The organism is Gemmatimonas phototrophica, from assembly GCF_000695095.2.
Lineage (GTDB): Bacteria > Gemmatimonadota > Gemmatimonadetes > Gemmatimonadales > Gemmatimonadaceae > Gemmatimonas > Gemmatimonas phototrophica.
Map to the genome: position 1 here is coordinate 3608808 of NZ_CP011454.1, position 12924 is coordinate 3621731.

At 64.3% G+C, this 12924-nt stretch carries 12 protein-coding genes; 4 read left to right on the plus strand and 8 right to left on the minus strand.

Translation table 11 applies throughout. The features are described 5' to 3' along the window. Positions 1-58: 58 nt before the first annotated feature. Genes GEMMAAP_RS15250 through GEMMAAP_RS15260 form a run of 3 tightly spaced genes read right to left on the minus strand, consistent with a single transcriptional unit; the run spans position 59 to position 3878 of the window. The gene (locus GEMMAAP_RS15250; RefSeq protein ID WP_026848508.1) at positions 59-1291 is read right to left on the minus strand and encodes a cytochrome P450; all 1233 of its coding nucleotides are present in this window, start codon (positions 1289-1291) and stop codon (positions 59-61) included. 3 nt (positions 1292-1294) lie between these two features. Then, complete coding sequence (locus tag GEMMAAP_RS15255) at positions 1295-2734, minus strand: NAD-dependent succinate-semialdehyde dehydrogenase (protein ID WP_026848507.1); 1440 nt, start codon at positions 2732-2734, stop codon at positions 1295-1297. Between the two features lie 7 nt (positions 2735-2741). Then, positions 2742-3878, minus strand: a complete 1137-nt coding sequence (locus GEMMAAP_RS15260; protein ID WP_043579425.1) for a zinc-dependent alcohol dehydrogenase family protein — start codon at positions 3876-3878, stop codon at positions 2742-2744. 69 nt (positions 3879-3947) lie between these two features. Here GEMMAAP_RS15260 and GEMMAAP_RS15265 point away from each other — a divergent pair, with 69 nt between their 5' ends. Next, positions 3948-4562 (plus strand): ATP/GTP-binding protein, encoded by a 615-nt coding sequence (locus tag GEMMAAP_RS15265; RefSeq protein WP_026848505.1) that lies wholly within the window; start codon positions 3948-3950, stop codon positions 4560-4562. Positions 4563-4594: 32 nt separating this feature from the next. On the opposite strand, the gene GEMMAAP_RS15270 is transcribed toward GEMMAAP_RS15265, so the two are convergent. The 4 genes from GEMMAAP_RS15270 to GEMMAAP_RS15285 all read right to left on the minus strand — a co-directional run bounded on the left by GEMMAAP_RS15270 (position 4595) and on the right by GEMMAAP_RS15285 (position 8627). Beyond that, entirely contained in the window at positions 4595-4999 is a 405-nt protein-coding gene (locus GEMMAAP_RS15270) for a metal-sensitive transcriptional regulator (protein ID WP_082821378.1), read from the minus strand. Positions 5000-5016: 17 nt separating this feature from the next. Continuing rightward, entirely contained in the window at positions 5017-7371 is a 2355-nt protein-coding gene (locus GEMMAAP_RS15275) for a heavy metal translocating P-type ATPase (protein ID WP_043579423.1), read from the minus strand. A 46-nt stretch (positions 7372-7417) separates the two neighbouring features. After that, a complete protein-coding gene (locus GEMMAAP_RS15280) occupies positions 7418-7627 on the minus strand; it encodes a heavy-metal-associated domain-containing protein (RefSeq protein ID WP_026848504.1) in 210 nt (69 codons plus the stop codon). 79 nt (positions 7628-7706) lie between these two features. Then, entirely contained in the window at positions 7707-8627 is a 921-nt protein-coding gene (locus GEMMAAP_RS15285) for a VOC family protein (protein ID WP_202969148.1), read from the minus strand. Between the two features lie 320 nt (positions 8628-8947). On the opposite strand from GEMMAAP_RS15285, the gene GEMMAAP_RS20640 reads away from it, so the two are divergent. From GEMMAAP_RS20640 to GEMMAAP_RS15300, 3 genes are read left to right on the plus strand one after another with little or no spacing between them, the layout of a single operon-like run. After that, positions 8948-9283: a TonB-dependent receptor plug domain-containing protein gene (locus GEMMAAP_RS20640; protein WP_274519061.1), complete on the plus strand. Its 336-nt coding sequence runs from the start codon at positions 8948-8950 to the stop codon at positions 9281-9283. Between the two features lie 52 nt (positions 9284-9335). Continuing rightward, positions 9336-9902 (plus strand): DUF305 domain-containing protein, encoded by a 567-nt coding sequence (locus tag GEMMAAP_RS15295; protein ID WP_075071544.1) that lies wholly within the window; start codon positions 9336-9338, stop codon positions 9900-9902. Positions 9903-9957: 55 nt separating this feature from the next. Then, positions 9958-11700 (plus strand): LVIVD repeat-containing protein, encoded by a 1743-nt coding sequence (locus GEMMAAP_RS15300; protein ID WP_238588146.1) that lies wholly within the window; start codon positions 9958-9960, stop codon positions 11698-11700. Positions 11701-11784: 84 nt separating this feature from the next. Here the strand turns inward: GEMMAAP_RS15300 and GEMMAAP_RS15305 are convergent, their stop codons facing one another. Then, a complete protein-coding gene (locus GEMMAAP_RS15305) occupies positions 11785-12813 on the minus strand; it encodes an LLM class flavin-dependent oxidoreductase (protein ID WP_026848501.1) in 1029 nt (342 codons plus the stop codon). Between the last annotated feature and the right edge of the window lie 111 nt (positions 12814-12924).

Consider the following 12924-nt stretch of genomic DNA (forward strand, 5'->3'; position numbering starts at 1 on the left):
GCCGTGTGATCAACCAGATAGCCAGCACACAGTGGGCCCCCACATGAAGGCCGGAAATTCAGGGCAAACGGCTCACCATCAGCCGATCCAGCCCGTGAAAGTGCCACGAGTCCAGCACCGACGGCTCTTCGGCGAGCGCCAGCTGCGGGCATCTGGTAAAGAGCACCCGCAGGGCGCACTGCAACTCGAGACGGGCGAGTGGCGCCCCCACGCAAAAGTGAATCCCGGCCCCGAAACTGGTGTGGGCACATGCAGAGCGGGCAGGGTCAAAGTGCTCGGGGTGGGCATTCACCCGCGGGTCCCGGCCGGTGGCCCCCAGCACCAGAGCGATTTGCCCCCCTTGCTTGAGCCGAATGCCCTGTACCTCGAGATCCTGCAAGGCGTACCGCTTGAACAGGTGCAGCGGGGGCGTGAAACGCAGCGCCTCCTCCACCAGCTGAGCCATTGCCTCGTCGCCTGCGAGCGCCTCGCGAAGGTCCACCTGGTGACGCAGCACGACATGGACCGCATTGCCCAGCGCGTGCACTGTCGCCTCGTGTCCGGCGTTGAGCAGGAGAATGGCGGTACTCACCAATTCCGCTTCGGATAGTCGGTCCCCTTGCTCTTCCGCCTCAATGAGCGCTGAGAGCAGGTCGTTTCCGGGCGCCAGTCGTCGCGCCGCCACCGTGGCGCGAATGAAATCGCCAAACTCGGCCGCGGCTTCATTCGCCTGAACTTCCACTGCGAATGTCCGGCCCACGCCGTACATGGCCACCATGGCGTGGGACCACTGCAGTAGCTGTGGGGCCATGGATTCGGGGACCCCCAGCATCTGGGCAATCAGACGGACGGGGATGGGTGTGGCGTAGTGGGCAATGAGATCAAAGGGCTCGTCAGGAAATGTGTCAATAAGAGTATGTGCCATGCGCTCAATGGCCGGGCGCAGCGCCTCCACACGTCGCGAAACAAAGGCCCGACTCACCAGCCCCCGCAGTCGCGTGTGCACCGGCGGCTCACGCTCAAGCATGGAGTGTGCGTCAATGGCGTCGAAGTCCCGTGTGTGTGGTGCAGGGGATGGCCACCCCAACTGCTCGCGTGACGCAACGTGCAGAATTTCACGACCAAACCGCCGGTCGCGCAGCAGCTGATTCACCTCATCGTGTGCAAAGAAACACCAGAGGCCGAGTTCTTCCCAGAACACGACCGGACACTCCGCCAGAATTCGGGCATACGCGCCGTAGGGATCCTGATAGAACTGCGGATCCCGCGGGTTTAGCGACAGCCGGCGGGTTACCGGGTCAAGGCGCAGCATGAGTCAGACGCCACCGAAACACAGGTACTTCGTTTCGAGATACGCGTCGAGTCCCTGTCGCGATCCCTCACGCCCCATGCCCGATTCCTTGACGCCACCAAACGGCGCGAGCTCCGTGGAGATCAGCCCCTCATTGATGCCGACCATGCCGAATTCCAGCGCCTCTGCCACACGCCAACAGCGACCCACATCGCGACTGTAGAAATACGCCGCCAACCCGTACACCGTGTTGTTGGCCAGCGCGATGGCCTCCGCTTCCGTTTCGAAGCGAAACACGGGCGCCACCGGTCCAAATACTTCTTCGCCGGCCACACGCATATCGGAGGTCACATTTCCAAGTACGGTGGGCTCGAAGAACAAGCCATCGCGCACGCGGCCCCCGTGCAAGACCGCGGCCCCGTGCTGCACGGCGTCCTCCACCAGCCCCTGCACTTTCCCCAGCGCCTTGAGACTGATGAGCGGACCAACCTGCACCGACGGGTCCAGAACATCGCCGCTGCGCAGCGACGCCACGGCGTCCGTGAATCGCGCCACAAAGGCGTCGTACACTCCGCGCTGTACGAGCAGCCGGTTCGCACACACACACGTCTGTCCGTTATGCCGGAACTTGGACTGAATAGCCCCCTGAACAGCGGCGTCGAGATCCGCATCGTCGAAGACAATGAACGGAGCGTTCCCTCCGAGCTCGAGCGAAAGCTTCGTGAGTGTTGGCGCACACTGCGCCATGAGTTGCTTACCAACCGCTGTGGATCCGGTAAACGATAGCTTCCTCACGGTCGGATTCTCACACAATTCACGTCCCACCTCGTCACTACGCGTCGAGGTGACCGTGTTGTAGACCCCTGCGGGCACACCGGCTGCTTCGGCCAGCACCGCAAGCGCCAACGCGGTGCACGGCGTTTCGGCCGGCGGCTTGATGACCACCGGACATCCCGCGGCCAGCGCGGGCGCCACCTTTCGCGTGATCATGGCCAACGGGAAGTTCCATGGCGAGATGGCCGCAACCACGCCAATGCCCTGCCTGATCACCACCAGACGGCGGTCCCGCGTGTGCGGCGGAATAACGTCACCGTAGGCACGCTTGCCCTCTTCGGCAAACCACTCCACAAAGGCCGCGCCGTAGGTCACTTCACCAAGGCTTTCGCTGATGACCTTGCCGCTCTCACATGACATGAGATGCGCCAGCGCATCACGATGCTCCATGATGAGCGAGAACCACCGACGCAGCACCACCGCACGTTCTTTCGCGGTCAGGGCGCGCCAGGCCGGCCAGGCCTGCTGCGCGGCGGCGATGGCGTCGCGCGTATCGTTGCGCCCCATATCCGGAACCGTGCCAACCAACGCGCCGGTAGACGGATTGTGTACATCGAACGTGCGCCGGTCCTTCGCCTGCACCCAGGCACCGTTCACATAGGCATCGTGCCGCAACAGATGGAGTGACATGGAGGCCTTAGAAGCGGATGATCTGTCGGATGGCGTTGCCCTGCGCCATGCGCTCGAATCCATGATTGATGTCGTCGAGCGTCATGACATGCGTGAGCAGACGATCCACAGGTAAGCGCCCGGTTTGATACAGGGCGAGATACGCCGGAATGTCGCGTGCCGGTACGCTGCTCCCCAGATAGCTGCCGAGCAGCGCACGTTCTTCGGCCACCAGCTGCACCGGCGCCAGCGCGAGTCGCTGATCAGGATGGGGCAGCCCCACCGTGACAGTGCGCCCGCCACGTTTGGTGGCGCGATAGGTGAAGTCCAGGGCGGACACCACGCCCGCACACTCAAGGCCAATGTCGGCGCCGCCGTGCGTCGCGTCCTGCACCATCTCGAGGGCCGTAGGGGCGTTCACCTGGACGGTCAGGTGCGCACCAAGCGCGCTGGCCTGGGCCAGCTTCTGTTCGTTGATATCAGCGACCACCACCGTACTGGCTCCGGCCGCCAGCGCACCGAGCAGCGCCGCGAAGCCGATCCCCCCTAGGCCGGTAATCAGCACCGTCTCCCCGAGTCGGACGCGGGCGGTATTGGCAATGGCCCCAACACCCGTCATCACCGCACAGCCGAACAGCGCCGCCACTTCGGGCGCGACGGTCCGATCAATACGCACCAGAGAGCGACGCGAGACCACCGCGTACTCTGCGAATGCGGAAACGCCAAGGTGATGATAGACCGGCGTGCCGTGCGCATCCCGCAGGCGGATCCCGCCGCCAAGCAGTGTTCCCGTGCTGTTGGCGTGCGCCCCCGCCTCACAGAGTGGCGGCCGACCGGTCATGCACGGCAGGCAGTGTCCACACGACGGCACGAAGGCGAACACGACGTGATCGCCGAGGGCGAGATCGTGCACACCGGCACCGAGTTCCACGACTTCGCCCGTGGCCTCATGCCCCAACAGCATGGGTAGCGGACGGGGGCGACTCCCCTCAATGACCGAGAGATCGGAGTGACAGAGCCCGGCCGCCGTGATTCGCACAGCAACTTCCATGGAGCCCGGTGGAGCCAATGACACCGTCTCGATCGCCAGCGGCGCCGACACCGGATATGGTCGTGCCGCGCCAGTGTGGCGCAGCACGGCGGCGCGTACGGCCTGTGAACTCATGGTGCGGGACGGGAGGAGGAGGAGGATCGGGAGGTGCAGTCCGGCGGGTGGATCGATTAGCATGAACTTATGTCTGCGTCGTCCGTGTTGCTTCCCCTTGATGGTCTGGGGCGCCACCGCCTCAAGGTGGCCTTTGTTGGCACCCACGGCGTGGGTAAGACGACCCTTTGCTTTGATCTGGCAGCACAGCTCAAGCGACTGGATCTTGGCGTGGACCTCGTGAAGGAAGTCGCGCGCCGTTGCCCGCTGCCGATCAACGAAGACACGACGCTCGACGCGCAGGCGTGGATTCTGCACACGCAGATCGCCGAGGAGATTGCGGCGGCGTCGCAGAACGAGGTGGTGGTATGCGACCGCTCGGTGCTGGACAACTACGCGTATCTGGTGGCAAGCGCGGGACGCCAGAGCTCACTGGAGCCGCTCGTGCTGCAATGGGTACGCAGCTACCACGCGCTCTTCAAAGTGCCCGTAACCGGCGCCCCCACCTTCGACGGCAAACGGGCCGTCAGCCCCACCTTTCAGCAGCAGATTGATCACCTGATCGACGATCTGGTGGAGGAGCTGGGAGTGCCCGTCCATCATCTCGATCCCGGCGATCGTGCTGGCTGGACCGCAGCGGCCCTGGAGCATCTGGGGTTAGCCACCACACCGCCACAGATCGACCTCTTTGCCGCGCGGGAGTAGGCGCGTCGCGAGGCCGGTCTGCGTGAGAGCTGTCAGCGCGAGTGACGGTACATCATCTCCACGAGTTCGTCGTACATGGCCTCGGCTTCCACCGGGCCCTGTTGAATGGCGGCGGCGGCACAGTGCTTGAGATGGTTGCGCATGAGTTCCCGCCCAACGGCGCGCAGCGCTTCGTGCACGCTGGCAATCTGGGTGAGAATGTCGGCGCAATAGCGATCATCGTCCACCATTTTCTGCAGACCGCGCACTTGCCCCTCAATGCGACGCAGGCGTTTCTGATTGCGCTCCTTGGCATCGCGGTCCACCGCGACGGCCTTGCGTCCATCAGCGGGAGTCTCGCCGTCTGCGGGCTGCGCGCCGCAGCCGCACCCCACCGTCCGGACGTCGAGTACAGAGGGAGCTTTGGCAATCTTGGGAGTGACGACTCGTGTGGGCATGGCGCGCGAAGGAAACCTCAGTCGAAGGTGGCGCGACGGAGTCGCAGGGAATTGGTCACGACACTCACCGAGCTGAACGCCATCGCGGCGCTGGCCAGAATGGGACTGAGTTGCAGACCGAACGCCGGATACAGCGCGCCCGCCGCAACGGGGATGCCGATCACGTTGTAGACAAAGGCCCAGAAGAGATTCTGCCGCATCGTGCGCATGGTACGACGCGACAAGGCTATGGCACGGACCACGCCCTGCAGGTCGCCGCGCATCAGGACAATGTCTCCCGCTTCAACCGCGACATCCGTCCCGCTGCCAATCGCCATCCCGACGTCCGCCTGCGCCAGCGCGGGGGCATCGTTGATGCCGTCACCCACCATGGCCACCACGGTCCCCTGCGCCTGAATTCGCTTGACCTCGGCCACCTTGCCGTCGGGGAGCACGCCCGCGACGACCCGGTCCACCCTTGCCGCTCGTCCAATGGCTTGTGCGGTGCGTTCATTGTCCCCCGTGAGCATGACCACCTGCAGCCCCATGGCATGCAAACGGGCAATAGCGGCGGTGGATGAGGCGCGGATCGGATCGGCCACGGCGATGAGGCCGACCAGCTGACCGTCCATGGCCACGAACATGGGTGTCTTTCCATCATCGCTCAGACGCAACGCCTGATCCGCAAGTGGCGAAGTGCTCACACCCCAATCGGCCAAAAAGGCCGCGTTGCCCACGACCAGCGCGGCGTCACGGACGACGCCCTGTGCGCCACGTCCGGTTACCGAGGTGAACGACTCCGGTTCGTCCAGCACCAGCGCACGAGTGGCCGCTTCACGCACAATGGCATCCGCCAGCGGATGCTCACTGGACCGCTCAAGACTCGCCACACGTTGCAGCAGCACATCCGCAGTGACCTCAACGCCGGGCGCCAGGAGCACATCGGTCACGACGGGCTTGCCTTCGGTAATGGTGCCAGTCTTGTCGAGCACCACCGTGCCGATGTCGCCGGCTCGCTGCAGCGCTTCGCCGCCCTTGATGAGCACCCCCATTTCGGCGCCCTTACCACTGGCCACCATTACCGCGGTTGGCACCGCCAGTCCCATGGCACACGGGCAGGCGATGATCAACACGGCCACCGCCGCCGCAAACGCCCGCACCAGGGGTGCCGTATCGGCGGCCACGTACCAGACGCCAAAGGTGAGGACGGCCAGCAGCAGCACCACCGGCACAAACACGGCACTGATGCGATCGGCCAGATGCTGGATGGGCGCGCGGGTCCCCTGCGCATCGCGCATGAGCTTCACGATCTGCGCCAGCACGCTGCTGGCCCCGAGTGTGGTGGCGCGGTAGCGGAACGCGCCGGTGCGATTGATGGTCCCGCCAATCACCCGGTCGCCCGGATGCTTGCTCACGGGCATGGATTCCCCGGTGAGCATGCTTTCGTCCACGGCGCTGTCTCCCTGCACCACTTCACCGTCCGTGGGGATGCGTTCACCGGGGCGCACGATGATGACTTCATCAGGCTCCACGGTATCCACAGGCGCATCCACCTCCTCACCAAAGCGCGCCACGCGTGCCGTCTTCGGTTGGAGCGCCACCAAGGAGCGCAGGGCCGCCGAGGTACGCATTTTGGCGCGGGCCTCGAACATGTTGCCGGTGAGAATCAAGGCGATGATGATGATCACCGCCTCGTAGTACACATCGGGCATCACGCCACGCGAAGTGAAGAAGACGGGCGACACCGTGGCCATGAGCGAATAGACAAACGCCGCGAGGGTGCCCACGCTGACCAGCGTATTCATGTCGGCCGCCCCATGACGCAGTGCCGCCCAGGCGCGCGTGTAGAAGTGCCGACCAGCCCACAGCATGACCAGCAACGTGGCGGCCAGCAACGCCAGCGTGAGCGCGCGCGCGGGGATGGCATACAGCCACGGCAGGACGGCCCGCAGGGTTGGATCGAGTGCGCTCATGCTCCAGCGCATGAACGGATCGGCCACGACCGCGTGCTGGTGTTCGCCGGCGAGGCTGCCCATGAGCGGCATGCTCACCAGCATCGCCAGGACACCAATCCCGCCGCTTACGAGCGCCTTTCGGCGCAGCGACTCATACTCGGCGGCCTGCGCGCGCTCGCGCGCTTCCTGTTCCTCGAACGCGGTTTGATCGGCGTCGGCCAGTGCCGCGCCATAGCCCGCGTCGCGAATGACATCGAGTAACGCATCCGGCGTGATCGCGCCCGGATCGAAGGTGACCGTGGCGCTCTTCATCATGAGATTCACGGCGGCGTCGCTCACGCCGGGCGACTTCTGCAACGAGCGTTGCACGCGCGATGAACAAGCGGCGCACGTCATCCCGGTGACCGGGATGCGGAGTGTGGCTGTCGCTGATGTCATGGAACCACCTCGTGGTCCTGTACGCGAGGATGCGCTGGCGGGAGCGTCAGCGCGTCGCGACCACGGCGTAGCCCGCGTCGTCGATGGCCTGTGCGATCTGCGCGGGGGTGGTCTGCGCCGGATCGAATGCCACGGTGGCGGTTCCGATGGCGACGGCTTCTACGGTGACGCCCGAGGTCTGCTGCAGGGCCTTGTCCACCGCCTTGACGCAGTGACCGCAGGACATCCCGGTGATTTCAAAAGTGGCGTGCTGCATGACATGCTCCTGATAGGGTGTGGGGGTATATTACCAATACCCCTCCCGGGTATCAAGGAGTTGCCTCCAGCCGGTTGGGTCAGCCCACGCCGCCGCGAATGCGGAGCGGCGTCCCCCAGGGATCGCGGACCAGCTCTTCCTGCACTGCGAATCCTGCGCCACCGAGTGCAGCCAGCACATCGCCGGGCGATGGGACCACGATACTCCACTCGAGCAGTTGGGCATCGTGGGCGCCAGAGGCCGGGGCCGCTTCGGCCCAGGTATTGGTGCCCAGATGATGGTGGTATCCGCCGGCGCCAAGGAAGAGTGCCCCCGGATACCGCCAGACCATGCGATCGAACCCGAGCGCGTGGTGGTAGAAGGTGGCCGCGTGTGGGAGATCGCCGACGTGGAGATGGAGGTGCCCCATGACCGTGCCAGGTGGCATCCCTGTCCACGGATCACCCGCGGCGGATGCCACGACAGCCGGGAAATCCAACGGATCGGTGGCCATCATGAGCTCCTGACCGATACGCTGCCATGCCGCCCGCGGACGGTCGCGGTAGACCTCGATCCCCAACCCATCGGGGTCCTGGAGATAGACCGCCTCACTGACCAGATGGTCGCTGGCCCCCGCCCGCACACCCAGCCTGGCCAGATGCTGCACGAAGCGCCCCAGCGATGGCCGGTCGGGGAGCAGGATGGCAAAGTGATACAGCCCGAGCCGCGATCCCGGACGGACTGGCGTCGTGCCCGGTCGCCACTCCAGAACGACCAGCGGTTCGGAGGCACCGTTGACGCCGAGCTGCACCACATCGGCGGTGCGCGAGAGCTCCGTGAGCCCGAGCACCTGCTGGTACCACTGCTGCGAGCGCTCCAGGTGACTGACCTGGAGACGAACCGGCCCCAGCCGCAGCTGCTGGGGCAACCGATACCCACGTGGCGCATCGCCGTAGCTGCCGGGGTGCGCGGGCTGCGCCACGGGCGCGCCGCCGAACATGTCGTGACTGGAAACTCCCATACATCGAATTATTTCCGTTTACACAATCATTGTCAAGCTAATCATGTTCGTTTCGTCCATAAGGTGTTGATGAATGCTGGGGTGAGTCGGCACCCCGGCGTCACAGGACGCATTGAGCGAGGGTAGAATGAATTTGAGGTCCATATCGAACCCCCGGAGGGCGCATGCGTTCTGTACGCTGGTTCAGCCGCCGTAGCCGCACCACCGTGATTGGTGCGGCACTCGTAATGCCGTTCGTCGCGGGCGCGTGTGCGCGACAGTCGAAACCCACCGCTGCCCCGACACCGGAGAGCAGTGGCTCCGGCCGGACCGCTCCTACCATGGAGTCAATCAATTCCGTGGAGGAGGGGGCGTTTGGCCAACAGCCGGTTTCCCGGGTGGAAGAGTTGTTCGTTGGCCGGTTTCCAGGTGTTCAGGTGCTGAACGTCAACGGTCAGGTGCAAGTCCGCATCCGCGGGGCCTCCTCGTTCAACGCCAATACCGAACCACTCATTCTGGTCGATGGGCAGCAGATGACGCAGGGATCGGGCGGCCTGATCGGCCTCAACCCTCGCGACATCCATAAGATCGAGGTGCTCAAGGATGCCGTCTCGATGGCGGAGTTCGGAGTTCGGGGCAGCAATGGCGTCATCCGCATCACGACGAAACGTCAGTAAGCGTCATCACCAAGCCCGCCGTTTCCCGTATCTTTCGGGATATGGAGACCCTATGAGAACGTTTATCCGTGCTTTCCATTTGGTCGTGGTGTTGGCGTGCAGCGCGGCGGCAGCCCACGCCCAGCACCCGGCCGATGTGTCGTTCATGCAGGGGATGATTGGCCATCACGCGCAGGCGGTGCAGATGACCGCGCTCGTCGAAGTGCGCACGCGCACTCCGGAGCTGCGCCTGCTCGCCGAGCGCATCACGGTGTCGCAGCGCGACGAAATTGACATCATGTCGCGCTGGCTCAACGAACAGAAACAGCCGATCCCACCATCGGATCCGCATGCCATGCACCCCATGGCTCCAGGCCACGGGGCGCACGCCATGCCCGGCATGTTGTCGTCCGCCCAGATGGACAGCCTGACCGCGGCCCGTGGTGTCTCGTTTGACACCCTCTTCCTGCAGTACATGATTCAGCATCACGAAGGAGCGCTGGTCATGGTCGCCGACCTGCTGCAGGTGAATGGCGCCGCGCGCGACCCGCAGATCTTTCAGTTTGCGTCTGATGTGGATACCGATCAGCGCGCCGAAATTCGCCGCATGCGCACCCTGCTGAACACCTTGAAGCGGTAGTAGCGCGTCCGTGTTGTTTCGCAGCATGTTGTCCCCTTCCCTTTCTCCTGCCCAGATGTCTCCTCTCGTCTTTTCTTCGCCGCGGCGCCGTCTGGCCGGGGCGGCGTTTTCGCTCGCCGTACTGGCCGGAACGGCCGGTGCCCAGGACCCTCGTGTTGGCCTCAAAGCGGGTCTCAACGACGCCGGCCAAGCCATCAAGAACGTGGAGTTGGTGTCGCACACTCCCAAGCGCGATGGGTGGTTCAATCCCAAGGCGCTGGGTGATTTCGGCTTTGCCAACTCCGACCTCGCCTTCCAGAAAAACCTCGTCTTCCAGGGCGGGTGGCATGGCTGGCAAGCGTGGGATATCAGCAACCCCAAGGCGCCGGTGCTCCGAAAGTCGTTTGTCTGCCAGGGTGGACAAGGGGATCTCTCCGTACACGGCACGCTGCTGTTCATGTCGGTGGAGGATCTGGTGGGACGCGTGGATTGCGGCACACAGGGCGTGACGGACACCGTCAGCACCGACCGCTTTCGCGGCGTGCGCATCTTCGACATCAGCGATATCGACAACCCGAAGCAGGTCGCAGCCGTGCAGACGTGCCGAGGGTCGCACACGCACACGCTGGTCACCGACAAGAACGACAAGGCCAACGTCTACGTGTATGTGCAGGGCACCGGCCCGGTGCGGTCGCCCAACGAATTGGCCGGGTGCAACGCTTCACCCAATGACTCCACCACGTCGTACTTCCGCATCGAAGTGATCAAGGTGCCGTTGGCCGCGCCGCAGTCGGCCCAGATCGTGAACATGCCCCGCATTTTTGCCGATGCGCAGGGGAACGTGGCCGGCCTGTGGAAGGGTGGCAGCCATGGCACTGGGACGCAAAACACCGGCACCACCGACCAATGCCACGACATCACCGCGTATCCAGAGATTGGCCTCGCCGCGGGCGCCTGCTCGGGGAACGGCATCCTGCTGGACATCAGCAATCCGGCCAATCCACGCCGCATTGACGAGGTCATCGACCCGAACTTTGCGTACTGGCACTCGGCCACCTTCAACAACGCCGGGTCCACGGTGCTGTTCACCGATGAATGGGGCGGCGGCACCTCACCGCGCTGCCGGGACACGGACAAGCCCACCTGGGGAGCCGACGCACTGTTTTCGCTGGGCGCTGACCGCAAACTGAAAGCCGCCGGGTACTTCAAGATTCCCGCTGCGCAGGGTGCCAACGAAAACTGCGTCGCGCACAACGGCTCGCTCATTCCCGTACCGGGACGCGACATCATGGTGCAGGCGTGGTATCAGGGTGGCATGTCCATCTTCGATTTCACCAACGCCGCCAAGGTGCAGGAAATTGCGTACTTCGATCGTGGCCCCATTGCCGAGCAGCTTACGTTGGCCGGCTACTGGAGCACGTACTGGTACAACGGACACATTGTCGGCTCGGAGATTGGCCGCGGGCTGGACATTTTCTCACTCACCCCGAGCGAGTTTCTGTCGCAGAACGAAATTGACGCGGCCAAGCTGGTCCAGTACGACGAAGTCAATCCGCAGCTCCAGACGCGCATCACGTGGCCGGCGGCATTCCCGGTGGCGCGCGCGTACGTCGATCAGCTGGCACGCAGCAACGGCCTGCCCGCCGCTCGCCTTGCGGCGGTGGACAAGACCCTCGATGCAGCACAGAAGGCCGCTCCCGCCGCACGCAAGCAGGCGCTGGGATTGCTCGCGTCTCAACTGGCGGGAGATGCGGCCAAGTCCAGCGACGCCGCCAAGGTTCGCCTGCTGCAGGATGTGGTGAAACAGCTGGCGAAGTAGGCACACCACTCCCAGCGCCACTCCCCGCGCGGGATCCATGCGGGTTGAATGCGGGGCACCAGCACAGCTGGTGCCCCGTTGCCGTTACCCCAACGCCTTGCGTACCGCCGGCGCGACCACCGTGCCGTACAGTTCAATACAGCGCAGCACATCCGCGTGCGGCATGGGGCCCACGGTGAACTGGATCATCATGCGGTTGTGATGAAACAGTTCGTGCTCGAAGAGAATCTTGTCGATCACTTCCTGTGGGCTCCCCAGCAGCATGGCGCCACGTGGTGACCGTTCAAAATCAAACTGCTGTCGCGTTGGCATGGGCCAGCCACGCTCACGCCCAATGCGCCCCATGGTATCGATATACGGCGGGAATACCAACTCGGCCGCGCGGTCCACGCTATCGGCAATGAATCCGTGGGAATTGATGCTCACCGGCAACGTATCGGGATGGTGACCGGCCTCGGCGGCAGCACTGCGATACAGGTCCACCAGCGGCACAAAACGCTCCGGCATGCCGCCAATAATGGCCACGGCCAACGGCAGGCCGAGTGTGGCGGCACGCACCACGGACTGCGGTGTTCCGCCCACGGCAATCCACACGGGCAAAGGCTGTTGCACGGGGCGCGGATACACACCGCGATCGTGAATCGGCGCCCGATGTGTACCCTGCCAGGTCACCCGTTCGCTGTCGCGGAGCGCGAGGAGCAGCTCGAGCTTCTCCGAGAACAGCTCGTTGTAGTCGTCCAGACTCTGCCCGAACAACGGATACGACTCAATGAAGCTGCCGCGACCGGCGGTGATCTCCGCCCGGCCATTGGACAATTGATCCAGCGTGGCAAACTGCTGAAAGACGCGCACAGGGTCGTCCGAGCTGAGCACCGTAACCGCGCTGGTCAGCTTGAGACGTGACGTGCGAGCCGCCGCGGCGGCCAGAATCATGGCTGGGGCCGACACGGCATAGTCGGGGCGATGATGCTCCCCCACCCCGAAGACATCGAGCCCCACCTGATCGGCGAGCACAATCTCTTCCAGGAGCTGGCGGGTACGCAGCGCAGCGGCGGTAGGGTCGCCTACACGGCGAGGATCGGTCTCGCCGAACGAATATATGCCGAGTTCCATGGGAGGAAACTTGCGATTGGCGCAAGAAAAGGGCACCAGCCGCGACTTGAGCGGGCCCAATCGGACGTCTTGGTGATGTACATCACGGTTGCACGGTCTCAATCCAACGGC

Bases quoted from the DNA above. Each gene is read 5' to 3' on its own strand.
- GEMMAAP_RS15285 (WP_202969148.1), bottom strand. From the start codon at position 8,627: ATGGGAGTTTCCAGTCACGACATGTTCGGCGGCGCGCCCGTGGCGCAG.
- GEMMAAP_RS15265 (WP_026848505.1), top strand. From the start codon at position 3,948: ATGTCTGCGTCGTCCGTGTTGCTTCCCCTTGATGGTCTGGGGCGCCAC.
- GEMMAAP_RS15305 (WP_026848501.1), bottom strand. From the start codon at position 12,813: ATGGAACTCGGCATATATTCGTTCGGCGAGACCGATCCTCGCCGTGTA.
- GEMMAAP_RS15255 (WP_026848507.1), bottom strand. From the start codon at position 2,734: ATGTCACTCCATCTGTTGCGGCACGATGCCTATGTGAACGGTGCCTGG.
- GEMMAAP_RS15280 (WP_026848504.1), bottom strand. From the start codon at position 7,627: ATGCAGCACGCCACTTTTGAAATCACCGGGATGTCCTGCGGTCACTGC.
- GEMMAAP_RS15260 (WP_043579425.1), bottom strand. From the start codon at position 3,878: ATGAGTTCACAGGCCGTACGCGCCGCCGTGCTGCGCCACACTGGCGCG.
- GEMMAAP_RS15270 (WP_082821378.1), bottom strand. From the start codon at position 4,999: ATGCCCACACGAGTCGTCACTCCCAAGATTGCCAAAGCTCCCTCTGTA.
- GEMMAAP_RS15250 (WP_026848508.1), bottom strand. From the start codon at position 1,291: ATGCTGCGCCTTGACCCGGTAACCCGCCGGCTGTCGCTAAACCCGCGG.
- GEMMAAP_RS15275 (WP_043579423.1), bottom strand. From the start codon at position 7,371: ATGACATCAGCGACAGCCACACTCCGCATCCCGGTCACCGGGATGACG.
- GEMMAAP_RS15295 (WP_075071544.1), top strand. From the start codon at position 9,336: ATGAGAACGTTTATCCGTGCTTTCCATTTGGTCGTGGTGTTGGCGTGC.
- GEMMAAP_RS15300 (WP_238588146.1), top strand. From the start codon at position 9,958: ATGTCTCCTCTCGTCTTTTCTTCGCCGCGGCGCCGTCTGGCCGGGGCG.
- GEMMAAP_RS20640 (WP_274519061.1), top strand. From the start codon at position 8,948: ATGGAGTCAATCAATTCCGTGGAGGAGGGGGCGTTTGGCCAACAGCCG.